Here is a 26,373-nt window from a genome sequence, read left to right as displayed (position 1 = left end):
CAGCCGGGCGTTCGCCAGCGCCTGCCGGATCACCCGCTGCTGCGACGGACCATGCGGCGCCGTCAACCCGTTCGACGCACCATCCTGATTGACAGCACTGCCCCGCACCACCGCCAACACCCGATGCCCCACACGCTCCGCATCCGACAACCGCTCCAACACCAACAACCCAACACCCTCACCCCACCCCGTACCATCCGCCGCCTCAGCAAACGCCTTACACCGGCCATCCCCAGCCAACCCACCCTGCCGCGCGAACTCGGTGAAGAGGCGCGGGGTGGACATCACGGTGACTCCGCCGGCGAGCGCCAGCGTGCACTCGCCGTTGCGCAGCGCCTGCGCGGCCAGGTGCAGCGCCACCAGCGACGACGAACACGCCGTGTCCACACTGATCGCCGGCCCCTCAAGGCCGAACGCGTAAGCCACCCGGCCGGAGAGGACACTGGCCGCGGTTCCCGTGCCACCGAAGCCGGCCAGTTCCTCCGGGATGTCCGTCAGCCATGAGCCGTAGTCGTGGGACATGACTCCGGCGAAGACGCCGGTCCGGCTGCCCCGCAGCGAGGCCGGATCGATTCCCGCCCGCTCGAACGCCTCCCACGACGTCTCCAGCAGCAGCCTCTGCTGCGGATCCATCGCCACCGCTTCCCGCGGCGAGATCCCGAAGAGGCCCGGGTCAAAACCAGCGATGTCGTCCAGGAAGCCCCCAACGGCGTGGAAGACGTCCTCGGCGTCGGGATCCATGTCCCAGCCCCGGTCTGTCGGGAACGGCACGATCCCGTCCCCCGCGTCGACGGCCAACTGCCACAAGTCCTCGGGGGAACCCACCCCGCCCGGGTAGCGACATGCCATGCCGACGATCGCGATCGGTACGCCCGTGTCGACCGTTGCCGACGCAGTGGCGGTCGCGGCAGCGTCACCCACCAGCTCCGCCCGCAGGTGTTCGGCGAGCACGGCCGGGGTCGGGTAGTCGAAGACCAGGGTTGCCGGCAGCTGGAGTCCTGTGCTCGCCGAGAGACCGTTGCGCAGTTCCACCGCGGTCAGGGAGTCGAACCCGAGCTCGGCGAAGGTCCGCCTCGTTTCCAGAGCCTGCGACGTGACGAAACCGAGAACCCTGACACCTTGCGTCTGCACCAGGTCCAACAGGATCTGGGTTCCTTCTTCTTCGGTCGCCGCCAGGACCCGGTGCCTGAGGTCCGCGGCACCCGTTCCGGCGGTTGCCTTCAGGCGGCGCACCGGGGCCTGGAACAGGCCGCGCAGCAACGTCGGCAGCGTGCCGGCGGCAGCCCGCTCTCGGAATGACGCCTGATCCAGTCGGATCGGGATGAGGAGCGGGTCCTCCAGGCCGAGAGCGGCGTCCAGCAGGGCGAGGCCGTCCGCGGTGGACAGCGGGACGATACCGGCCCGCTCCATCCGGTTCGTGTCCGCCTCGCTCAGTTCCGCTGCCATGCCGCCGTCTTCGGCCCACAGTCCCCACGCGAGCGAGGTGGCCGCAAGTCCTTCGGCCCGGCGGTTGTGCGCCAGTGCGTCCAGAACGGTGTTGGCCGCGGCGTAGCTCGCCTGGCCCGCGCTTCCCAGCACTCCGGCGGCGGAGGAGAACAGGACGAACGCGGCCAGTTCGTTGTCGCGAGTGAGCTCGTGCAGGTGGAGAGCTCCGTCGGCCTTCGGCCGCAGTACCCGGTCCACTCGCTCCGGCGTCAGAGAAGCGATCACACCGTCGTCGATCACGCCCGCCGCATGCACCACGGCAACCAGCGGATGCGCCGCCGGAATCCGTGCGAGTACGGTCCCCAGACTCTCGCGGTCGGCGACATCACAAGCGACCGGCTGGACGGTCGCACCGAGTGCCGTCAGCTCCGACACCAGCTCGGAGGCACCGGCGGCAGCGGCGCCCCGGCGGCTGAGCAGCAGCAAGTGGCGCACCCCGCGTTCGGCGACAAGGTGCCGGGCGATCACCGCGCCCAACGCCCCGGTGGCACCGGTGATGAGGACCGTCCCTTCAGGGTCAATGCCGGGCACGGCGTCGCCGACTGACGCGCTGGCACTGGCCCCGGCTCTGGCTAGGCGGGCTACGCGCAGTACTCCGTCCCGCAGCGCCATCTGCGGCTCATTGGTCTGGAGCATGGCCAACAGCTGCGGATCCCCGCTGTTCCGTCCGTCCAGATCGACCAGGACGATGCGGCCGGGGTGTTCCGTCTGCGCGGAGCGCAGCAGGCCCCATGCGGCGGCCTGCGCCAGGTTGGTGGGCTCCCCGGGCTCCACGGACACGGCGTTGTGCGTCACGAACACCCATGGGTGGTCCGCATGATCCGGGTCGGTGAGGAGTTCCTGGAGCCGGCTCAGTACGGCGTTGACCACGCTGCGGGGGCTGCCGTCCTCAACCGGCACCAAAAGGTACGGGACGGTCTGCTCCTGCGCGGGCATGGGAACGGCCGGCCAGGTCAGGCGGTAGAGTGCGTCGGTCCAGGACGCCTGGAGCGCGGTGGACGGCAGCTCACGGAGGGTGAGCCGGTCCACTGTGGCCACCGGCCGGCCGGCGGAGTCCGCCGTCACGAAGGAGAACGCGTCCGCGCCGTGCCGTGTCGTCCGTACCCGAAGTGTCGTGGCACCGGTGGCCGACAGCGACACGCCTGACCAGACGAACGGCAGCTGCGGCCGTCCCGGGCCGTCGGCGAGGAGTGCCGAGGTGTGCAACGCCGCGTCGAGCAGTGCCGGGTGCAGGGCAAACCGGGACGCCTCCCCGTGGGCCCCCTCCGGCAGGTCGACTTCCGCGTATACCTCGTCTCCGTCGCGCCATGCTGTACGGAGTCCCTGGAACACGGGGCCATAGTTGAATCCGGCCTGGTCGAACCGGTCGTACAGGGTGTCGACCGGAACCGGTTCGGCGCCGGCCGGGGGCCACTCGGTCATCGGCTGCGGAGCCGACTCGCCGCTTGTTGCCAGTATGCCGACGGCGTGCAGCGTCCACGCGTCGTCTCCGGCGGTCTCCGGCCTGGAGTGGATGGTGAGGGAACGCTGTGCGGTGTCGTCGGGCGCGGACACCGCGAGCTGAATGTGCACGCCTGCCGACTCGGGCATCAACAGCGGTGCCCGGAGGGTCAGTTCGGCCACTTCGTCGCATCCGGCCTGCTCACCGGCGCGCAGGGCCAGCTCTACGAAGACCGTGCCGGGCAGCAGTACGGTCTCCCCCACTGCGTGTTCGGCCAGCCAGGGGTGCGTACTGAGCGAGAGGCGACCGCTGAACAGGTAGCTGTCGGAGTTGGCGAGCACGGTCATGGCGCCCAGCATCGGATGCTCGACGAAGCTGAGTCCGGCTGCTGAAACGTCACCAATGGCGGGGGTGTCGTCCAGCCAGTAGTGCTGGCGCTGGAAGGGGTAGGTCGGCAGGTCCATCAGCGGCTGGGGGCGGAGGTACCCGGACCAGTCGACCGGGACGCCTGCCACCTGCAGCCGTGCCAGCGCCCTCACCACAGCTCCGGCCTCGTCGCGGTCCTTGCGCAGGGTCGGAATCACCACCGCGCTCCGCGACCCTTTCTCGAGCACATTCTCGATCATCGGTGTGAGGACCGCGTCGGGGCCGAGTTCGAGGAAAGTGCTCACTCCGGCCTCAGCCATCGTCCGGATCGCGTCGGCGAACCGCACGGTTCCCCGCACCTGGTCCACCCAGTACTGGCCGTCGGCTAACCGTTCGGCCTCAAGCACCTTGCCGATGAGTGTGGAGACGACCGGGATACGTGGGTGCGTGAACGACAGGCTTCCGGTGAGGCGCCCGAATTCGGCCAGCATCGGATCCATCAGCGAGGAATGGAACGCGTGGCTGACCGACAGGCGCCTGGCTTTTCTGCCCATTCCGGCGAAGTGCCGCGCACATGCCTCAACCGCAGCCACCTCACCCGAGACCACGGTCGCCCGGGGACCGTTCACCGCCGCGATGTCCAACGCGACGCCGTGTGCGGCCAGCCAGTCCGTGACTTCGCCCTCGTCGGCCTCCACCGAGGCCATCGCTCCTTCGCCCGGCAATGCCTGCATCAGCCGACCGCGCGCCGCCACCAGGGCAGCCGCGTCAGCCAAGGACAGGACACCCGCCACATGCGCCGCGGCCAGCTCACCGACCGAGTGGCCGGCCACGAAGTCAGGGGACAGGTCCAGGGACCGGAACAGCGCGACTTCCAGCGCGAACAGCGCGGGCTGTGTGTACCCGGTCCGGTCCAGCTCGTCGTCCGCCCCGGCGAACATCACCTCGCGGATCGGCCGGTCGAGATGCCGGTCCAACTCCGCACACACCTCGTCCAGCGCCCTGGTGAACACCGGATGGCGCCGGTACAGCTCGGCGCCCATGCCCAGCCGCTGTGCCCCCTGGCCGGTGAACACGACCCCGACACGCCCCGGCATCGAAGGCCCTGTCACCGCATGCGCCGACTCCTCTCCGTCGGCCAGCGCGGCCAGGCCCGCGGCCAGGGTGCGCCGGTCCTCGGCCAACACCACCGCCCCGCACTCCAGCGCAGCCCGGGAAGCGGTGAGCGACCAGCCCAGCCTGGCGGGGTCGACTTCCCCCAGCTCCAGCAGTCGCCGCGCCTGCGCGCGCAGAGCGGCATCCGTCCGGGCCGACAGCACCACCGGCAGCACGGAGCCCAAGGGAGCCGGCTCAGCGACATCGGGCTCGGGAGTCGGCAGCTCCGGTGCCTGCTCAAGAATGACGTGGGCGTTGGTTCCGCTGATCCCGAACGAGGACACGCCCGCCCGCCGCGGGCGATCCATCTCCGGCCAGAGGTGTTCCTCGGTCAGCAGCTCGACGGCGCCGGTCGACCAGTCGACATGTGTGGACGGCTCGTCCACATGCAGCGTTCGCGGCAGCACCCCATGCCGCATCGCCATCACCATCTTGATCACACCTGCCACGCCCGCCGCGGCCTGCGTATGCCCCAGGTTGGACTTCAACGACCCCAGCCACAGGGGTGTCCCGCGGTCCTGCCCGTACGTCGCCAGCAGCGCCTGCGCCTCGATCGGATCGCCCAGCACCGTGCCCGTGCCGTGGCCTTCGACCACATCGACGCCAGAGGGTGACAGTCGGGCGTTGGCCAGCGCCTGCCGGATGACCCGCTGCTGCGACGGGCCATGCGGCGCGGTCAGCCCGTTCGACGCACCGTCCTGATTGACAGCACTGCCCCGCACCACCGCCAACACCCGATGCCCCAGACGCTCCGCATCCGACAACCGCTCCAACACCAACAACCCAACACCCTCACCCCACCCCGTACCATCCGCCGCCTCAGCGAACGCCTTACACCGGCCGTCCGCGGCCAGGCCCCGCTGCCGGGACAGCTCCACGAACGTGGTGGGGGTGGACATCACGGTGGCTCCGCCGGCGAGCGCGAGTGCGCACTCACCGCTGCGCAGCGCCTGCGCGGCCAGATGCAGGCCCACCAACGACGACGAACACGCCGTGTCCACCGTCACCGCCGGACCCTCAAGGCCCAGCGTGTAAGCGATCCGCCCCGACGCGACGCTGCCGGCCACCCCGGTGCTGAGGTACCCCTCGACCTCTTCCGGCAGCACGGCCCTGCGTGCCGCGTAGTCGTGGTACATCACGCCGGCGAACACCCCGGTCCGGCTGCCCCGCAGGGACTTCGGGTCGATGCCCGCCCGCTCGAACGCCTCCCACGAAACCTCCAGCAACAAGCGTTGCTGCGGGTCCATCGCCAGCGCTTCCCTGGGCGAGATCCCGAAGAACTCGGCGTCGAACTCCCCGGCGTCATACAGGAAGCCGCCCACGCGGACGTACGACGACCCCGGCTTGTCGGGATCCGGGTCGTACAGCGCGTCCAGGTCCCAACCCCGGTTGGCGGGGAAGTCCCCGATCACGTCACGCCCTTCGGCGAGCAGTCGCCAGAGCTGCTCCGGGGAGGTGATGCCGGCCGGGTAACGACAGGCCATGCCGACGATCGCGATGGGCTCGGTGTCGGCCGCCTCCAGGTCCTGAATGCGCCGGTGCGCCTTGCGAAGGTCGGCCGTCATCCGCCGGAGGTATGCGACCAGCTCTGCTTCGTCTGCCACGTGACGCCTTCTCTGTGTTGATCGGCCCGGATGGTGGTTGGGGGCGTCAGGTGAACTTAAGTTCAATCCCCATGTTGTAGACCGTTGACGCCGCCTCCTCGATCTCCTCCGGAGAGGAGACGCCCAGGGTCGGATAGGGCCAGGCGAAGAGGGCGACCGGAACACCGGCCCCGAGCAGCAGCGCCAGTTCGGTGCCGCGGTCGGCCAGGCTTTTCTTGACGTAGCGCAGGTACACCGGGTTCACCAGATTGATGGCGCACTCCTCCCTGACGCCCTCCGCTGTCGTGATGACGGTGTCCTCGGTCAGCGCGGAGGCCACCGGGACCAGAGGGTCACGGAAGGTGATCTTGTCCAGGTGGGGCTGGACCAAGTCGGCGTAGTACCGCTGCAGGGGAGTGTGTCCGCCGCCCAGCACGGTCAGCACATTGAGCTGGCCCTCCGGTGCCTCGGCGGCGAGTTTCCGCAGTGCGTCCAGATAGCCCGAGAACATGACCATCTGGTACTTCCCGTCGGCGAACTGCCCGCCCACGTCGGAGGCGAAGTGCACTCCGGGACGGTGCGGGCCGCAGTACCAGTCCATGTCGGCATCTACCGCAATGATGGCGACGGCGAGGGCTCGGGCGGGTTCGTCCGGCCGGGACATGGGCTGCCGGCTCTTGAACTCGATCATGCCGAAGAGTTCCTCGCGGCTGATCGCGTCGGCCAGGCAAGCGCAGATCGTCCAGCCGAGGCTGGATCCGCCCAACAGGTCCGGCCGGATGCCCTGATCAGCGAGTACGTCGGCGATGCCGAGCGCGAGCATGGCCTGGCGGGCTTGGGCGATGTGCCGCAGTTGGGTTTGCGCCGAGTTGTCGTCGCTGTAGACGTACGGCGTGAGATCCTCGGTGCACAGTTGCTCCAAGGTGAGCCCGGACCACCGCACGACCTGGTCGCACCAGTCGCGCATCAGTGGGTACCGCTCGTACAGCGCCAGTCCGGGAGGCTCGAAAGCCACCCCTCCCCCGACGATGAAGCTGACCGTCACGCCGACTCCTTCTGCAGCAGGCTCACTGCCCCGACCGGGCAGATGGCGCTGGCCTGCCGCACCCTGGCGAAGGCCGCCCCGGCATCGGTGACCAACAGTGTGACCAGGCCGTTGTCGTCCTGGTCGAAGATCTCCGGTGCGATGCGGGCGCAGTTGCCCGAGCCGATGCAGAGATCGCGATCCACGGTGATCCGCACAACCGTTCCGCCTACCAGGCGACCGGCAGGTAGTGGATCTCGGGCAGCTGCGCCTTCTCCGGCGAGTCGATCTCACTGGCGGGTACGCCCAGCCGGAGCGTGGGGATCCGGGTGAACAGCGTCCGGTAGGCTATTTCCAGCTCGACGCGGGTCAGATTCCCACCCAGGCACTGGTGAAGCCCGTGCCCGAACGCAAGGTGCTGGCCGGCCTCCTCCCTGCGTACGTCGAGGACGGTCGGCTCCCTGAAGACCGAAGGGTCGTGGTTCGCGCCCCCGTTCGGCACGACCACCCCGTCACCGGCACGGATCAGCTGCCCTCCGATCTCGACGTCCTCGGCGGCCACCCGCATCGAGGAGAGGTCGGAAACGCTGACGAAGCGCAGCGTCTCCTCGACCGCGTCCGGAAACAGGGCCGGGTCGGCGCGCAGGATCTCCAGCTGGTCCGGGTGTTCCAGCAGCGCCAGCACACCGTTGGAGATCATCGAGGCGGTGGGGCCGTACCCCGCGCCCATGATCACCAGAATCAGCGTGACCAGCTCGTCGTAGCTCTCGGGGCCCGTCTCCTTGTACTTCGCCACGATGTGGCTCAGCACGTCGTCGACCGGTGTCCGCTCCTTCTCCTCGATCCCGGCGAGGATGAACTCGCGGAGTCCACGCTGGATGCGGACGAGCTCCTGGAGGTCGCGGACCACGGTCGCCTTGCGGGCGTCGGACATGAAGCCCTCGATGGTGTCGAGGGAGAGCCCGAGCAGACTGCCGATGACACACCCGGCCAGCGGGAACGAGTAGGCCTCGGCCAGGTTGACCGGCTTCTCCAGTTCCAGCATCCGGTCGACGAGCCGGTCCGCGACCTCCTGGATCTGCGGGCGGAGCGTGTTCATGCGCCGCATGGTGAATTCGCCGATCACCAGCCGGCGAAGGCGCGTGTGGTCCGGCGCGTCCATGGTGACCAAGGTGGGTGTGCGCCGCATCGGTTCCAGCGCTTCGGCGAAGATCGGGTACCCGGGGTTGGTGATGTCGGAGCTGAACCTCTCGTCCCCCAGCACCGCCCGTGCATCGTTGAAGCGGGTGATCACCCAAGCCGGTTTCCCGTTGTACAGACGCACCTGGGCCGGTGCCTCGCTCTCACGAAAGGCGTCGTATTCGACGGGAGGCTTGAACGGGCACCCACGGCGTATCGGAAAATCAAGGGTGCCGTTCTCCACATCGCCAGCCATTTACTTTCCCTTCTTCCCGTAACTGACCAGAACCACAAAATACCGATAAGGGGCCCCTATTTGGTCACCCCTACCCGCCCCCAATCGACCCCTAATCTGCGGCGACCCGTCCGTCGCCCACGCCTCGACCAGGGTCAATCCATCCCTTCGATCTTCTTCACGTCTTCGTCGGTGAGGCGGATGCCGATCACGTCGCTCAGCACGGGGGCCAGTTCAGGCGTCGACAGGGTCCGCTGGTCCGCGATTCCCTCCGTGGTGAAGTCCTGAATCGTCTTACCGAAGAGCGCCTTGCGCACCGGCCCCGCCTCAGTGGAAACAACCCGCTGCGCGAAAAGTCCCGTCACCATCGGGGACCTGGGATAGGTGCTCGACAGATGGTTGGCCATCTGGAAGTCGACCGCGTGAAAAAGCGTGGTGTCGAATGCCAGTGAGTCGATCCAGGCGCCGTTGTTCATCATCTGCAGGACAGTGGCAGGGCCCTCCTGCTTGATCCGGTACTCCCAGCCGTCCTGCTGGGACACGGTGCCGTCGACTGTCGCGATCGGTTCGAGCGGGCCGAGGCAGCCGTACCCGGCGTCGGACAGGTAGCGTCGCTCCCCCAGTTCCACGATCAGTACCGAGTGGGAGCGGGACTGGACCTCGGTACTGCCCAGCCTGATCCGGCACAGGAGGCGGGTCAGCGTGAAGCCGAGGCGTTCCAGTACGGCTGCGAAGAGCAGGTTGTGCTCGTGGCAGTAGCCGCCTCTGCCCCGACTGACCATCTTGTCCTGGATCGACTCCAGATCGAGCGAAACCCCGCGCCCGAAGAGGATGTCCAGATTCTCGAACGGCATCGACAGCATGTGCGCCCGCTGCAGGCCCGTGAGCGTCTCCAGGGTGGGATCGGTCGGGCCGTCGTACCCGATGCGGTTCAGGTATGCGGGCACATCCACCTTCTCGATGCCCCACTCCGACCTGTCTTCGGCAGTCGTCGCCATATGAGCTCCTACATTGGTCCGGCTTGTTGGTCTGGTCTGTTGGTCTGGTCTGTTGGTCTGGTCTGTTGGTCTGGTCTGTTGGTCTGGTCTGTTGGTCCGGACTCAGGACCCGAACTCGCTGTCGATGAGCCGCAGCAGATCGTCCGGCGACACCGCGTCGAGTTCGTCGTCCCCGTCGGGTTCAGCCCCTGTGGCCGCGTCCAGCTTGGTGAGCAGCACCCGCAGCCGGGTCGCGATGGCTGACCGCTCCGGTGCGGTGGAGGCCATCCCGAGCAACCGCGTTTCCAGGTCGTTGATGTCTGCCAGCGCGTGGGCCGCCTCGCTGGGTGCCGCCTCGGTCAGGCAGGTGAGCAAGTAGTGGGCCATCACGAGCGGTGTGGGCTGGTCGAAGACGAGGGTGGCCGGGAGTCGCAGGCCGACCGCCTCGCCCAGGCGGTTGCGCAGCTCCACGGCGGCCAGCGAGTCGAAACCCAGCTCCTTGAAGGCCCGGCTCTCGCCGATCTCGGCCGCGGAGGTCTGGCCGATCACCGCCGCGGCCTGGGACCGTACGAACTCCAACAGGACTGCGGCGCGTTCGGTGTCCGGCAGCGCGGCAATCCGCTCGCGCAGACCGGCGGGTGCCGTCGACGCGCCGTCGGCAGCCCGTGGCCGGGGCCGGCGGGGGGCGAGCGCGCGGAGGATCGGCGCGTGCGCCCTGACCGGATCGAGATCGGCCGCCACCAGTACGGCCCGGTCGGCGCACAGGGCCGAGTCCAACAAGGCCATGCCTTGTGAGGGAGACAGAGGCTCGAGGCCGGCCCGCGTCATCCGGCGCAGATCCGCTTCGGCCAGCCCTTCGATCATTCCGCCTTCCTGCTGCCAGGGCCCCCAGACCACGGATGTCGCCGGCAAACCGCGGGCCTGCCGCTGCTGTGCCAGGGCGTCCAGGTAGGCGTTGGCCGCCGCGTAGTTGCCCTGCCCCGCCGCGCCCAGCGTGCCGGCCAGCGAGGAGAACATCACGAACGCGGTCAGATCCAGCCCTGCGGTCAGCTCGTCCAAGTGGGTCGCGCCTGTTGCCTTCGGCGCCAGCACGGAGGCGATCCGTTCCGGTGCCAGTCCGGCGACCAGACCGTCGTCCAGTACCCCCGCGGTGTGAACCACCGCACGCAGTCGAGGGAGCTCTCCGACGAGTCGGCCCAGCGCATCCTGGTCGCCGACGTCGCACGCGACGACCCGGACGTCGGCGCCCGCCTCCGTCAGGTCGGCCACCAGCGCCTGCGCGCCGGGGGCGGCAGGGCCGCGTCGGCTGGTCAGGACCAGGTGCCTCACCCCGTGTGCGGCGACCAGATGCCGGGCCACTATGGCTCCAAGGCTGCCGGTTCCGCCAGTGACCAGGACCGTTCCGTCCGGCACGAAGTGGGAGGACCCGGCGTCGGGCTGTTCGAGCTGGACCAGCCGCGGAACCCACCTCTCCCCCTCCCGCAGCGCCAGTTGCAGTTCGTCCGCGGCGATGGCGGCAACGGCGGCTGCCGGTACGGCAGCCATATCGTCCGTGTCGACCAGCAGGAACTGGCCGGGGTTCTCGCTCTGCGCGGAACGGATCAGCCCCCACGCCGCGGCGCCGGCCAGGTGGCGTACGGGATCACCGGGCCCGGTACTCACCGCGCCCTGGGTGACGAGCACCAGCCGTGCCGACCGGAACCGGTCCTCGGCCAGCCATTGCCGGACCAGGGCCACCGCATGGCTGGTGGTGTCCGCCGCGCAGCGGCCGACCGGCAGGGACGCCAGCACGAGCTCGGGTGCTGGCTCACCGGCCTGCGCGAGTTCGCGCAGGTCCGGGTGGTCCTCGCCGAGAACCACGACACCGTCCGGCACGTCTTTCGCGGCCCCGGTTTCCAGGACGCTCCAGTCGAGCCCGAACAGGGACTGGCCGACGCGCACCGGCTTCAGCTGCTCGGCCGGCAGCTCCCGCAGGGTCAACGACTCGACCGCCGCGACAAGACGCCCGGCCTCGTCCGCGATCTCCACCGAGACCGCGCCCTGCCCGGCCGGTGTGATCCGGGCGCGCAGCGCACCCGCGCCGGGCTGGGCCAGGACGATGCCCCTCCAGGCGAACGGGAGTCTCGGCGCCGCGTCGTCCGGGAGGAAGGAGCCCAGTCCGATGCCGTGCAGGACGGCGTCGAACAGCGCCGGGTGCAGCTCGAACCGGTCGGCTTCGAGCGCCACTTGCGGGTTGGGCCGCACTTCTGCGAAGACCTCGTCGCCACGCCGCCAGGCGGCCCGCATGCCGCGGAACGTGGGTCCGTAGCCGAACGCCCGCTCTTCCGCCCCGGTGTAGAAGTCGTCGACAGCGATCCGCGCCGCCCCGCTCGGCGGCCACACGGCCAAGTCCGTCGCCGCATCGGGCGTACCTGGCGTCAGTGTGCCTGAGGCGTGCTCGATCCAGTCGCGGTCCTGCGTCGTCTCGGGCCGGGAGAACACCTTGACGGTGCGCCGTCCGCTCTCGTCCCGTTGGCCCACGGCTGCGTGGAGCTCGACGGCGCCCTGTTCAGGGAGGGGCAGGGGGGCGGCGAGGACCAGGTCTTCCAGCAGCGGGCATCCCGTCTGCCGACCGGCGTACAGTGCCATGTCCGCGAAGGCCGTGCCGGGCAGCAAGGGTGTGCCCATGATCGCGTGGTCGGCGAGCCACGGATGAGTACGCAGGGAAACCCTGCCCGTGAACACCGTGCCGCCCGATCCGGCCAGTGGCACGGGCCGGCCGAGCAGCGGGTGCCCAGTCGTCGTCTCGGCCAGCCAGTAGCGCTCCCGTCGGAAGGGGTAGGTCGGCAGGTCGACCCATGAACCGCGGTGCGCACCGAAGTAGGCGGGCCAGTCCACCGGCACGCCGCGCACCTGGAGGGCGGCGACGGCGGCGACCACGGTGTCCGGTTCGGGCCGCCCCTTGCGCAGCACCGGCACCGCGTTAGGCACCAACGGGCTAAGCGTCGCGTCAGGCCCCAGTTCCAGACACCGGGTGACGCCGTTCGCCGCCAGTGTCGCCACACCGTCACTGAACCGCACCGCCTGCCGCACATGCCGCAGCCAGTAGGCGGGCGAGCACAGCTCCTCTGCCGTGGCCACCGCTCCGGTGACGTTGGAGACCACGGGGATCTGTGGTGCGGCGTAGTCCACGGCGGCCAGTACCCGTTCGAACTCGGCCAGCATCGGCTCCATCAGCACCGAGTGGAACGCATGGCTCACGCGCAGCCGCTTGGACTCGGTGAACCGTGCCGCAAGCGCCAGGACGGCTTCTTCGTGGCCGGCGACCACCACTGAGTCCGGGCCGTTGACGGCCGCCAGCGACACCCGGTCGTCGAGCAGCGGCACCACGTCGGCCTCGGCTGCCCGGATCGCCGCCATGGCCCCGCCCGCGGGCAGTGCCTGCATCAGGCGGCCCCGCGCGGCCACCAGAGCGCACGCGTCGGCCAGGGACCACACTCCGGCGAGATGGGCCGCGGTGACTTCGCCGATGGAGTGCCCCATGAGCATGTCCGGCTTGATTCCCCAGGACGCGACCAGGCGGAACAACGCCACCTCTATGGCGAACAGGGCTGCCTGGGTGTACGCGGTCTGGTGCACCAGCTCAAGGTCGGTGAAGAGCACCTCACGCAGCGGCCGGTCCAGGTGCGCGGCCATCCCGGCGCACACCTCGTCGAGTGCCGCCGCGAAGATGTCGAACTTCTCGTACAGCTCCCGGCCCATGCCGGCCCGCTGTGCCCCCTGGCCGCTGAGCAGGAAGGCCAGGGTCCCTTCGGCCGCGGTGCCCGTGACCACGCCAGCGGCGGCGTGTCCGCCGGCCACGGCGGTGAGCGCCTCCTGCAACGTGTGGTGGTCCGCGGCGACCACTACGGCCCGGTGCTCCAGCGCGGCTCGGGTCGTAGCCAACGAGCGCGCCAGGTCTGCCAGCCGCAGCTCGGGGTTCCCGGCGACGACGTCGGACAACGCCTCTGCCTGCTCCCGGAGTTCTCCTTTGCGGCGCGCGGAAAGGACGAACGGCAGCACTGGCGGCGCAGGGGCATTGTCGGTCGGAGCGGGTTCCGGTGCCTGTTCCAGGATCACGTGGGCGTTGGTGCCGCTCATCCCGAAGGCCGACACACCTGCTCTGCGGGGACGGTCGGTCTCGGGCCAGGCGCGTTTCTCGGTCAGCAGCTCGACGGCACCGGCGGACCAGTCGACATGTGTGGACGGCTCGTCGACGTGCAGGGTTCGCGGCAGCACCCTGTGCCGCATCGCCATCACCATCTTGATCACACCGGCCACGCCCGCCGCAGCGGCCGTGTGGCCGATGTTGGACTTCAACGATCCCAGCCACAGCGGCGCCTCTCGGTCCTGCCCGTACGTCGCCAGCAGCGCCTGCGCCTCGATCGGATCGCCCAGCGTGGTCCCCGTGCCATGCGCCTCCACCGCATCCACATCCGCCGCAGACAACCGGGCGTTCGCCAGCGCCTGCCGGATCACCCGCTGCTGCGACGGACCGTTCGGCGCGGTCAATCCGTTCGACGCACCATCCTGATTGACAGCACTGCCCCGCACCACCGCCAGCACCCGATGCCCCAGACGCTCCGCATCCGACAACCGCTCCAACAACACCAGGCCGACGCCCTCACCCCAGCCGGTGCCGTCCGCCGCCTCAGCGAACGCCTTGCACCGACCATCCGCAGCCAACCCGCCCTGCCGGGCGAACTCCACGAACGCCTTCGGGGTCGCCAGCACGGTGACTCCGCCGGCCAGCGCGAGCGAGCACTCGCCGTTGCGCAGCGCCTGCGCCGCCAGGTGCAGCGCCACCAGCGACGACGAACACGCCGTATCCACCGTCATCGCCGGGCCCTCAAGACCGAGCGCGTACGCGATCCGCCCCGACGCCACACTGGGGGCGTTGCCGATGCCCAGGTATCCCTCCACTCCACTGGGAACGCTGCGGATACGGTCGGAGTAGTCGCTGCCCGAGACACCGGCGAAGACGCCCGTGTCGCTCCCCCGCACCGCATGTGGATCGATGCCGGCTCGTTCCAGCACTTCCCACGAGGTTTCCAGCAGCAGCCGCTGCTGGGGATCCATGGCCACTGCCTCACGCGGGCTGATCCCAAAGAAATCGGCGTCGAAAAACGTCGCGTCATCCAGAAACGCTCCGTTGCGGGTGTACGTCGTGCCGTCCCGACCGCCCCGGACCGGGTCGTAGAGCGCGTCAAGGTCCCAGCCCCGGTCGGCCGGGAACTCTCCCACCGCGTCGATGCCGTCCCGGGACAGCCGCCACAAGTCCTCCGGAGTGCGCACCTCACCGGGGTAGCGGCACGCCATGCCGATGATGGCCACCGGTTCGTCCAGCCCTGCGGCTGCTGCCGCTTCCGGTACCGGGAGGTCGACGCGGTCGGCCAGGACGGCCGCCAGATGCCGGGCCAGCATGTCGTGGGTCGGGTAGTCGAACACCAAGGTGACCGGCAGCCGCAGTCCCATGGTGCCGCTGAGCCGGTTGCGCAGCTCCACCGCGGTCAGTGAGTCGAAGCCGAGGTCTTGGAACGGCTTGTTCAGGCTGATGGCCTGCGGGTCCGCATGGCCCAGCACGGCGGCCGCTTCGGTGCGGATCAGATCGATCAGCGCGCGATGACGTTCGTGCTCGCTCAAGGAGGCGATCTCGGCGGCGAAGGCCGACTGCCCGGTTTCGCCGGGCATCTCGGGTCCGGCACCGCGCAGGGCCTCGGCCGCTTCCGGTATCTCCGCGATGAGCGGGCGGGGCCGGGCCGCGGCGAAGGTGGGGGCGAAGCGGGACCAGTCCAGATCCGCCACGGCGAGCTGGGTTTCGCCGTACGCGAGTGCCTGGTGCAGGGCGGCGAGGGCTCGTTCGGGGGCCATCAGCCGCACTCCGCGCAGGCTCAGCAACCTGTCCGCTTCCTCGTCGACCATGCCGCCGCCGGCCCAGCCACCCCAGGCGACCGACACGGCCGGCAGCCCGCGTCGGCGCCGGTCCTCGGCGAGAGCGTCCAGGAACGCGTTGCCGGCGGCATAGCCGCCCTGCCCGGCGCTGCCCCACACCGCGGCCCCCGAGGAGAACAACACCAGCTCGGCGTCTGGCACGAGTTGGTCGAGGTGCACCGCGCCCGCCACCTTCGCGGCCACCACTTCCGCCAGTTCGGCGGTGCTGGTCCGGAGCAGGTCGGTGGCCTGGCCGACGCCCGCGGCATGGAAGACAGCGGATACCGGCCCCACGGTGCCCAGCAGCCGGCGCAGCGCTTCCCGGTCGGCCACGTCGCAGGCCACGACGGTCACCTCACAGCCGGCTTCAACCAGTTCGGTCTCCAGCGTCTGTACGCCGTCGGCGGCCCTGCCCCGACGGCTGGTGAGCACGAGGTGATCGGCACCGGCACCGGCGAGCCAGCGGGCCACCTGGGAGCCGATGGCACCGGTACCGCCGGTGACCAGAACGGTGCCGCTCGGTTCCCAGGTCGGGGGCGGTGTCGCCGTACGCTGTGGGGTGCGGACCATGCGGCGGCCGAACATGCCGGTCTCACGCAGGGCCAGCTGGTCCTCTCCGTCCGGTGCGGTCAGGACCCAGGCCAGCCTGGCCATGGCCCGGGCGTCGAGCTCTGCCGGCAGGTCGATGAGGCCGCCCCACGTCTGCGGCAGTTCGAGTCCCGCTACGCGGCCCAGACCCCAACACGCCGCCTGGGGCACACTGCGCAGGGGGTCCGAGCGTCCAACCGTCACCGCGCCCTGCGTCAGGCACCACAGGGGCGCCTGCGTCTCCAGCGTGGCCAGGGTCTGTATCAGGCGCAGTGTGTCGGCCAGTCCTGCGGGAAGTGAGGGATGCTCGGCATCGGGCTGCTCGTCCAGCGCCAACAGCGAGAGCACGCCGCTCACTTCACCGGCCGCGGCCAGCTCTTCAGGGGCGATGCCGGTGACACGCACCGTCGCGAAGCCCAGTTCCCGCTCGATCCGGGCGCCCAGTTCGGTGCCTTGCCCCGAGTCCACGATCAGCCAGGTGCCCGTCGGCGCGGAGGCCTCGGTGGGCAGCGGCGTCCAGGCGACCCGGTACCTCCACGAGTCCAGTTCGGCTTCCGAGCGTCGACCGCGTCGCCACTGGGACAGCCCGGGCAGCGCCCGGTCCCATGGGTCGGCCGGGGTGCCCAGCAGCTCGGCTACCGCGCCCGGGTCGTCGGAGTCCACGGCCGCCCAGAAGCGTGCTTCGTCCGGGTCACCGCCCTCGCGTTCCTGCCGTGCGACGAGCCAGTAGCGCTGCTGCTGGAACCGGTAGGTCGGCAGGTCCACGAGCTTTGCCCCGGTCGGCAGCAGTGCCGTCCAGTCGACGGCGACACCCGACACATAGGCCTCGGCCAGCGAGCTCAGCAGACGGGCGGGTCCGCCCTCGTTCCTGCGGAGTGTGCCGACGGTCGCTGCCACATGGTGGCTCTCCTCGATCCTTTCCTGTATCGCCGTGGTGAGCACCGGGTGCGGGCTCATCTCCACGAAGACGCCGTACCGCTGCCGCAGCAGTCGTTCGACGGTACGGTCGAACTGCACGGCGCGGCGCAGGTTCTGGTACCAGTACTCGCCGTCCAGCTCACCGGTTTCACCGGTGTGATCGGTGGTGGGCCAAAACGGAACCCGGGCCGGGCCGGGCGTGAGGCCCGCCAGTTGGGCGCGCAGCTCCGGTGCTAACTCCTCCACTTGTGGCGAGTGCGACGCGTAGTCGACGGGGATCCTGCGGGTCCGCACCTGCTCGGCGTCGCACTTGGCCACCAGCTCGTCGAGGCTGTGCGGCGTACCGGAGACCACCACGGATCCGGGCCCGTTCACCGCGGCGATCGACAGCTGGTCGCCCCAGGGCTCGATCAGGCCGCGAGCGGCGTCCTCGGACAGGGCGAGCGACACCATGCCGCCCTTCCCGGACAGCCGCAGCAGTTCCTTGCTGCGCAGGGCTACCACACGTGCGGCGTCGTCGAGAGAGAGCGCTCCGGCACAGCACGCCGCTGCGATCTCACCCTGCGAGTGACCCACTACCGCGGCCGGTTCCACGCCGCAGGAACGCCATACCTCGGCCAGGGCCAGCATCATCGCGAACAGCGCCGGTTGCACCACGTCCACCCGGTCCAGGGGCAGTGCTCCTTCGGCACCGGTGAGGACGTCGACCAGGGACCAGTCAACGTAGGGCGCGAGTGCTGTGGCGCATGCGTCGATCCGGTCGGCGAACACCGGTGAGCACTCCAGCAGTTCCCTGCCCATGCCCAGCCACTGCGCTCCTTGCCCCGGGAAGACGAAGACAGGAGAGGCGCCGGCCACGATCTGCCCGGTCACATCGGGCATGTCACCGCGGAACAGCACCGCCCGGTGCTCCAGCGGGGCCCGCGTCGCCACCAGCGAACGGGCGACATCGGCGGGCTCCAGCTCCGCCGCGTGACCACGCACCGCGGTGATCTGTTCCTCCAGCGCGGCAGAGGTGCGGGCGCTGACCACCCAGGGCAGCAGCGCAGTGTCGATCGGCCGCGGGGCATCGGCAGCCGGTTCCACGGCGGGTTCGGTTTCGTCGTCCGCTTCAAGGATCACGTGGACGTTGGTGCCGCTCATTCCGAACGCCGACACTCCCGCCCGGCGCACCTCGCCGGTCTCGGGCCAGCACCTGGCCCGACGCAGCAGCCGTACCGAGCCGGAGGACCAATCCACGTGCGGAGTGGGCTCGGACACGTGCAGCGTGGACGGCAGCACACCATGCTGGATCGCGAGAACCATCTTGATCACGCCGGCCGCCCCGCCGGCGGCCTGGGTGTGGCCGATGTTGGACTTCACCGATCCGAGCCACAACGGCCGGTCCGCCGGCCGGCCCTGGCCGTAGCAGCTGAGCAGCGCCTGCGCCTCGATGGGGTCGCCGAGGCGGGTGCCGGTGCCGTGCGCCTCCACCGCGTCGATCTGCTCGGCGGTGAGCCCCGCGTCGACGAGCGCGCGCCGGATCACCGCTTGCTGGGCAGGGCCGCTGGGCGCGGTCAGGCCGTTGGACGCGCCGTCCTGGTTCGCCGCCGAGCCACGGACCACCGCCCGCACACGGTGGCCGTTGCGGCGGGCATCGGAGAGGCGCTCCACCAGCAGGACCGCCACGCCCTCGCCCCAGCCGGTGCCGTCGGCGTCGGCGCTGAACGGCTTGCAGCGGCCGTCGGGGGCGAGCGCCTGCTGGCGGGAGAATTCCACGAGAACGGTGGGGCCGGCCATGACCGAGACCCCACCGGCCAGAGCCATCGAGCACTCGCCGCGGCGCAGGGCTTGGACGGCGAGGTGCAACGCGGTCAGTGACGAGGAGCACGCGGTGTCGACCGTGACCGCCGGGCCCTCAAGGCCGAGGGTGTGGGCGACCCGGCCGGACACCACGCTCACCGCGTTGCCGGTCACCACATGGCCCTCCACCTCCGGGCCTGCCGCGCTCAGGTCACCGCCGTAGTCCCGCCCGGACACACCGGCGAAGACACCGATGTCGCAGCCCCGCACCGCGGCCGGGTTGATCCTGGCCCGTTCGAAGACCTCCCACGACGCTTCCAGGAACAACCGCTGCTGCGGGTCCATGGCCAGGGCTTCCCGCGGGCTGATTCCGAAGAACTCGGCATCGAACTCGGCTGCCCGGTCCAGGAAGCCGCCCTCGCGGACGTAGCAGCTGCCGGGCCGGTCGCCAGTGGCGTCGTACAGCTCGGTCAGGTTCCAGCCGCGATCGGTCGGGAAGCCGCCGATCGCGTCTCCGTCGGATGCGAGCAGCCGCCACAGCTCCTCGGGTGAGTCGACGCCGCCGGCGAAGTGGCATGCCATGCCGACGATCGCGATCGGTTCCCGGTCGGCTGACTCCGCCTCGGCCAAGCGACGGCGTGTCTTCTGCAGATCAGCGGTGACCCAACGAAGGTAGTCACGCAGCTTCTCTTCGTTGGACATCTATTCCCTTCCGAATTCGCTGTCGATGAAGTCGAACAGCTCGTCGTCGCTGGCGGTCTCCGACACCTGCGCACCGGAGGTGCCGCCCGTGTCCCAGGCCAGGGTCAGACCGCGCAGCCGAGTGCCGATCTTGTGGCGCAGGGCATCGTCCTGGCCGAACTCCGCCAAGGCTTGTTCCAGTTGGTCGAGCTGCTGGAGCACCGGGCGTGGCGGCCCGGCCGGGTCGGGCTGCAGCTGGGCGTCGAGGTAGTCGGTGAGCGCCTCGGGCGTCGGATGGTCGAACACCAGCGTCAGCGGCAGGTTCACCCCGGTCGCCCGGGTAAGGGCGTTGCGCATCTCCACCGCTGCCAGCGAGTCGAATCCGAGCTCGCGGAAGGTCGACTCCGCCGCCGTGTCGATAGAGCCGTACCCGAGCACCGACGCGGTCTGTTCCAGTACGAGTCCGAGCAGGGCGTGCCTGCGCTCGGCGCCGGACAGCGCGGTGAGTACGGGAGCCTCGGCCGGCTCCGGCACCGCGTCCAGGACCTGCCGTACCTCGGGGAGCTGTTGGATGAGCGGGCTGGGGCGGTGCAGCGTGAACGACGGTGCGAAGAGCGTCCAGTCCATGTCGGCGACGGCCACCGCGGTCTCCGCCTGGTCGAGCGCGACGGCGAGCTCCGCCACCGCCTGGTCCGGCGCCATCGGGATCACTCCGCGGCGTCGCAGCCATTCCGCGCCCTCACCCTCGGACATGCCTCCGCCGGCCCAGGCGCCCCAGGCCATGGACAGGCCCGGCAGGCCGGCGGCCCTCCGGTGCTGGGCCAGCGCGTCCAGGTAGGCGTTGGCCGCGGCGTAGGCTCCCTGGCCGGAGCTGCCCCAGGTCCCGGAGACCGAGGAGAACAGCACGAACAGCTCCAGTTCTCGGTCGGCGGTGAGCTGGTGCAGGTTGCGGGCGGCGACCGTCTTGGAGCGCAGCGAGGTCCGCAGCGCTTCGGGAGTGAGTTGGTCGATCGGCAGGTTCTCCAGCACTCCGGCCGCGTGCACCACCCCGGTCAGCGGCGTCTCGGCCGGTATCGCCGCCAGCACAGCCGCGAGTGCGTCGTGGTCCGCGGCGTCACAGGCGGCGAGAGTGACCTGCGCGCCGAGCCGGGTCAGCTCCTCTTCGAGCTCGGACGCGCCTGGTGCCTGTCGCCCCCGGCGGCTGGCCAGCACCAGGTGTTCGACTCCGTCGCGGGCGAGCCGGCGTGCGACGTGGACGCCGAGAGCGCCGGTGCCACCAGTGATGAGCACCGTGCCGTGCGCCGGCCATGCCGCCGAGCCGTCCCGGGGGGCCGCCTGCGGGGCTCGGACCAGGCGGCGCGCGAACAGCCCGGAGTCTCTGATCGCCACCTGGTCTTCGTCGTCCCACCCGGCCAGCGCACCGGCCAGGTGTGCGCCAGCCGTGTCGTCCAACGTCTCCGGCAGGTCGATCAGCCCGCCCCAACGCTGCGGGTGCTCCAATGCCGCCACGCGCCCGAAACCCCACAGCTGGGCCTGGTCCGGGTGGGGCAACGGCTCCTCGGAACCGACCGCGACCGCTCCACGGGTCGCCACCCACAGGGGCGCGGGAATCGCCGCGTCGCCCAGTGCCTGCAGCAGTGCGACCGTACCCGCCAGGGAGTCGGTCAACAGCGACAGGACGCCGGCGAACTCGCCCTCCGAGATGTCGGACGACCGCTCCGCGAGCTCCTCCCGGGTCAGTTCCTCGTATCCGACGGGCAGTACGGCCACGTCCGCGCCGACCTGCCGCAGCGCCGGTGCGACGGCGTCGGCTTCGGCGGTGCTCCTCGCCACCACCAGCCACGTGCCGGTCAGCCGGGCCGGCCGCTGTCCGGTCAGCGGCTGCCAGGTGACGTGATAGCGCCACTGGGCGCCGGCCCTGCTGCCGGGTGCGGCCATCGGCTGGTACCAGTGGCGTTCCCGCTGGAACGGATACGTGGGCAGGTCCATCGCGGCGCCGGAGCGCTCGCCGTAGAAGGAGGTCCAGCCGACCGTGACTCCCGCGCGGTAGAGCTGGGCCAGGGCGGTGAACGCCGCCTCGGGCTCGGCCCGCTGGGACCGCAGGGCCGGTACGAACACCGCCTTGGTGTCGCTGGGCAGGCAGTCCGGTCCCAGTGCCGACAGCGCCGCGTCGGGACCGACTTCGAGGAAGGTGCTCACCCCCGCCTCGGCCATCGTCCGTACGGCGTCGGCGAAGAGCACCGTGCCCCGGACCTGATCCACCCAGTACTGTCCGTCGGCGATCCGTTCGGCCGGTATCGCTCCCCCGGTGAGCGTGGAGATGACCGGAATGCGCGGCCGGTGGAAGGACAAGGTCTCAACGAGGCGGCCGAACTCGGCCAGCATCGGTTCCATCAGAGCGGAATGGAATGCGTGGCTGACCGGCAGGCGCTTCGTCTTTCTGCCCAGTCCGGCGAAGTGCTCGGCGCAGGACTCCACCGCGTGTACGCCGCCGGACACCACGACCGCGCGTGGGCCGTTCACCGCGGCGATGTCCAGCAGGCCGTCGCGACCGGCCAGCCACTCGGCGACCTCCGCTTCGGTCGCCTGTACCGAAGCCATCGCCCCTGCCTCCGGCAGCGCCTGCATCAAACGGCCCCGCGCCGTCACCAGGGCGGCGGCGTCCGCCAAGGAGAACACGCCGGCCACGTGCGCCGCGGCCAGCTCGCCGATGGAGTGCCCAGCCACGAAGTCCGGGGTCACGTTCAGGAAGCGGAACAGTGCCACCTCCAGTGCGAACAGGGCGGGCTGTGTGTATTCGGTGCGATCCAGCAGGTCCGTCTCGCCGAACATCACCTCGCGCAGCGATCGGTCCATATGGCGGTCCAGCTCGGCACACACTTCGTCGAGCGCCTTCGAGAACGCCGGGTAGTGCAGGGCCAGCTCGGCGCCCATGCCCGAGCGCTGTGCTCCCTGGCCGGTGAACAGCGCTCCCAGGCGGCCGGGCACAGGCGGCCCGGTCACCAGGTTCGCCGCGCGCTCACCTCCGGCGAGCGCGGCCAGGCCCTGGGTGAGGGAGCGCCGGTTCTCGGCGAGGATCACGGCGCGGCGCGGCAGGGGGGACCGGGTGGCGGCCAGCGACCACCCCATCTCAGCAGGATCGGCGTCCGCCAGTTCCAGGAGGCGTTGTGCCTGGGCCCGCAGGGCCGCGTCGGTGCGGGCCGACAGCACTACCGGCACTACGGGCCCCGGATCGGCCGGCGTGCCGAGTTCGGCCGCCGGCGCCTGTTCGATGATGACGTGGGCATTGGTGCCGCTGATGCCGAACGAGGACACACCCGCCCGGCGGGGGCGGCCCCCATCGGGCCAGGCGCGGTCCTCGGTCAGCAACTCGACCGCGCCGAGATCCCAGTCCACGAGGGCCGAAGGCGTGTCCACGTGCAACGTCCGCGGCAGCACGCCGTGCCGCATCGCCATCACCGTTTTGATGACACCGGCCACGCCGGCCGCAGCCTGCGTGTGGCCGATGTTGGACTTCACCGATCCCAGCCACAGCGGTGTCTCGCGGTCCTGCCCGTAGGTGGCCAGCAGCGCCTGGGCCTCGATCGGATCGCCCAGCGTCGTACCCGTCCCGTGTGCTTCCACCGCGTCCACGTCGGCCGGAGTCAGCGAGGCATTGGCCAGCGCCTGCCGGATCACCCGCTGCTGCGACGGGCCGTTCGGCGCCGTCAGGCCATTCGACGCACCGTCCGAGTTGACGGCGCTGCCCCGCACCACCGCCAGCACCCGGTGTCCAAGGTGCTCCGCGTCCGACAACCGCTCCATGACCAGGACACCGACGCCCTCGGCCATCCCGGCGCCGTCGGCGGCGTCCGCGAAGGCTTTGCACCGTCCGTCTCGGGAAAGTCCGCCCTGCCGAGAGAATTCAGTGATGGTCACCGGGCTGGCCATCACCGTGACTCCACCGGCCAGCGCGAGTGAGCACTCGCCGTTGCGCAGCGCCTGCGCGGCCAGGTGCAGCGCCACCAGCGAGGAGGAACACGCCGTGTCCACCGTCATCGCCGGGCCCTCCAAACCCAGCGTGTACGCGATCCGCCCGGAGACGACGCTGGGCGCGTTGCCCGTCATCAGGTAGCCACCGCTGTCCGGGGAGGCTCCGTGGAACACGGAGCTGTAGTCGCTTCCGGCGATGCCTGCGAAAACACCGGTCCGGCTGCCCTGCAACGAGGCCGGTGCGATCCCGGCGCGTTCCAGCGCTTCCCAGGACGTCTCCAGCAACAGCCTCTGCTGCGGGTCCATCGCCACCGCTTCCCGCGGCGAGATGCCGAAGAACGCCGCGTCGAAGTCCCCGGCGTCGTAGAGAAATCCGCCCTTGCCTTCGGTGTGCCAGCCCCGGTCGGTCGGGAACACCGAGATGGCCTCCCCGCTCGTGGACACCAACTGCCACAGGTCCTCCGGCGAGGTCACTCCACCGGGGTAGCGGCACGCCATGCCCACGATCGCCACCGGCTCACCGGTGGGCTGGAGCAGCGTCTGCTCCGCCGGGACCGCGCCGCCGTCGAGTTCGGCGCCGATGTGCGCGGCGAGTGCGGCGGACGTAGGGAAGTCGAACGCCAAGGTCGCGGGCAGGCGCAGCCCGGTCGCCGTCTGCAGTCGGTTCCGCAGCTCGACCGCGGTCACCGAGTCCAGGCCCAGGTCCCTGAATGCCCGGTCTGCCTCCACCGCGGTGGGAGAGGCGTGCCCGAGTACGGCGGCCGCGTGCGCGCGGACCAGGTCCAGCAGCAGCTGTGCTCGTTCCGCTTCCGACAATCCGGCCAGTTGTTGTCCCAGAGCCGGTCCGGTGTCGGCCGATGCCGGGTGTTCCGTCTGCCGCAGCAGCCGTACTTCGGGGATCTCGTCGAACATCGGGCTGGGCCGGACGGCGGTGAAGGCCACGTGGTATCGGTCCCATTCGATGTCGGCGACCAACAGCAGCGGCTGCGCCTCGTCCAGCGCCCGTCGCAGTGCGGTGAGTGCCAGGTTCGGGGCGATCGCCGGTACGCCGTGCCGCCGCAGCAGATCCTTCACCGCTCCGGTGGCCATCCCGGAGTCCTCCCAGGCTCCCCATGCCACAGACGTCGCGGGCAGTCCGAGGGCGTGCCGGTGCTGTGCCAGTGCGTCAAGGAAGGCGTTCCCCGGTGCGTAGTTGCCTTGCCCGGGGGCTCCGGCGGTGGCGCCGGCGGAGGAAAACAGGACGAACGCCGACAGGTCCCGGTCACGGGTGAGTTCATGCAGGTTGATCGCGGCGAGCATCTTGGCGCGCAGCGCCCGGTCCAGTTGTTCCGCGGTCAGAGAGGTGATCATTCCGTCGTCGAGGACACCGGCGGCGTGCACCACGGCCGTCAGATCGCCGGGGATCGTCGCGAGGAGGCTGGCCAGTGCTTCCCGGTCGGCGACGTCACAGGCAGCGATGGTCACCTGCGCGCCGAGTTCATTGATTTCGGCCGCCAACTCGGCTGCGCCTGGCGCTTGTTCGCCACTGCGGCTGGTCAGCACCAGGTGTTTGGCGCCGTTGTCGGCCAGCCATCGGGCGACGTGGGCACCCAGTGCTCCGGTGCCGCCGGTGACCAGCACCGTTCCGCCGGCTTGCCATTCCGGTTGAGCGGTGTGGGGCGTGGCGCGCACCATCCGTCGGACGAAGACACCGGCAGGCCGGACCGCCCACTGGTCCTCGTCACCGGTGTTGCCGAGGGCGCTGCTGAACAGCCTGGCGGTCCTGTCGTCCAGTGTGGCGGGCAGGTCGATCACGCCTCCCCAGCGTTCCGGATGCTCCAGCCCCATGACGCGGGCCAGACCCCATACGAGCGCCTGCCCCGGGTTGCCCACCAGGTCGGTGTCCGCCACCCGCATCGCGTCGCGGGTCACACACCACAAGGGGGTCTCGACGCCGTCGAGTGCCTGGATCAGTGACATGGTGAGCCGGTAACCGCGGGGCACCGCGGAGTGCTCCGCGTCGGGGCGTTCGTCCCAAGTGAGCAGCGACAGCACGCCGGCAGCCTGGGTCGCGTGTTGGCGTACCCGCTGCGGGTCCATCGCATCGAGCACGAGTGGCAGCACGTCGCAGCCCCGTGCGGACAAGGCGTTCAGCAGGGTCGCGACCGCCTGGTCGTCGACTGCTCGCGCCGGTACGACCACCAGCCATGTGCCCGTTCGATCCGGTACGGCCGAGGGGAAGAACGGCTGCCAGGCCACCCGGTAGCGCCAGTCGTCGGTCACGGTGCGGGTGCGGGGCTCGGCTTCGGTCCGTTCGGGCCAGAACCTCTGCCGCTGGAAGGGATACGTCGGCAGTGCGGCCCCGTGTCCGTTCGACCGACCGAAGACGGCTGTCCAGTCCGGCTCCAGCCCATGCACATGCAGCGTCGCCAACGCCGTCATGAACTGGCCGGTGTCGCCCGTGTCCCGGCGTAAGGTGCCGGTCACCACGCCTTCGGCGCCGCATCCGTTGAGGGACTCCTCGATGCCGACCGTCGTGACCGGATGGGCGCTGGCCTCAATGAACACGGTGTGCCCGGCTTCCAACAGGCCGCGTACCACCGACTCGAACCGCACGGTGCGGCGAAGATTCTGGTACCAGTATGTGCTGGTCAGCTCGGTGGTGTCCAGCGGCTCCCCGGTCACGGTCGACCAGAACGGGACCTGCGTAGCCTGGGGCGTGATCGTGCCGAGCAGGTCCAGCAGCTCAGTCTCGATCTGCTCCACTTGGGGGGAGTGCGACGCGTAGTCGACGGGCACCTGGCGTGCCCGTACCTCCTCGGCCTCGCATGCGCCGAGCAGTTCCTGCACCACGTCCGCATCGCCGGCGAGCACCACCGACCGCGGGCCGTTCACCGCCGCCAGAGCCAGCCGCCCGGGCCACCGCTCCAGCCATTCCCGGACCTCGTCCGCCGACACAGCCAACGACACCATGCCGCCCAACCCCGCCAGCTCACCAGCAATCAACCGACTGCGCAGCGCCACCACACGCGCCGCATCCTCCAATGACAACGCACCCG

Annotated in this window: 7 protein-coding genes; all 7 read right to left on the bottom strand. The window is 70.3% G+C overall.

Annotation, left to right across the window (positions count from 1 at the left end; translation table 11 throughout):
* Positions 1-6,051: type I polyketide synthase (locus PV419_RS51645; protein WP_319701041.1), on the bottom strand; the 6,051-nt coding region annotated here is incomplete at its 3' end.
* A gap of 46 nt (positions 6,052-6,097) precedes the next feature.
* The gene (locus tag PV419_RS51640) at positions 6,098-7,075 is read right to left on the bottom strand and encodes a hypothetical protein (RefSeq protein WP_319701040.1); all 978 of its coding nucleotides are present in this window, start codon (positions 7,073-7,075) and stop codon (positions 6,098-6,100) included.
* The gene (locus tag PV419_RS51635) at positions 7,072-7,272 is read right to left on the bottom strand and encodes a ferredoxin (RefSeq protein WP_319701039.1); all 201 of its coding nucleotides are present in this window, start codon (positions 7,270-7,272) and stop codon (positions 7,072-7,074) included. Before PV419_RS51635 ends, PV419_RS51640 begins: the two co-directional genes overlap by 4 nt.
* 11 nt (positions 7,273-7,283) lie before the next feature.
* Positions 7,284-8,348 carry a cytochrome P450 gene (locus tag PV419_RS51630; RefSeq protein ID WP_319701038.1) on the bottom strand — a complete coding sequence of 355 codons (1,065 nt, stop codon included), beginning with the start codon at positions 8,346-8,348 and terminating at the stop codon, positions 7,284-7,286.
* Between the two features lie 275 nt (positions 8,349-8,623).
* Positions 8,624-9,466, bottom strand: a complete 843-nt coding sequence (locus PV419_RS51625; protein WP_319701037.1) for an arylamine N-acetyltransferase family protein — start codon at positions 9,464-9,466, stop codon at positions 8,624-8,626.
* A 102-nt stretch (positions 9,467-9,568) separates the two neighbouring features.
* Positions 9,569-19,384 carry a type I polyketide synthase gene (locus PV419_RS51620; RefSeq protein WP_319701036.1) on the bottom strand — a complete coding sequence of 3,272 codons (9,816 nt, stop codon included), beginning with the start codon at positions 19,382-19,384 and terminating at the stop codon, positions 9,569-9,571.
* Positions 19,385-26,359, bottom strand: a complete 6,975-nt coding sequence (locus PV419_RS51615) for a type I polyketide synthase (protein WP_319701042.1) — start codon at positions 26,357-26,359, stop codon at positions 19,385-19,387.
* Positions 26,360-26,373 lie beyond the last annotated feature (14 nt).

It is taken from the genome of Streptomyces sp. ME19-01-6, from assembly GCF_033793745.1.
Taxonomy (GTDB): Bacteria; Actinomycetota; Actinomycetes; order Streptomycetales; family Streptomycetaceae; genus Streptomyces.
Note: the sequence above shows the minus strand (reverse complement) of the source record. Positions and strands in the feature narration are given on the sequence as shown.

Coding starts and splice junctions, on each gene's coding strand:
- PV419_RS51620 (WP_319701036.1), bottom strand. CDS start 19,384: ATGTCCAACGAAGAGAAGCTGCGTGACTACCTTCGTTGGGTCACCGCT.
- PV419_RS51625 (WP_319701037.1), bottom strand. CDS start 9,466: ATGGCGACGACTGCCGAAGACAGGTCGGAGTGGGGCATCGAGAAGGTG.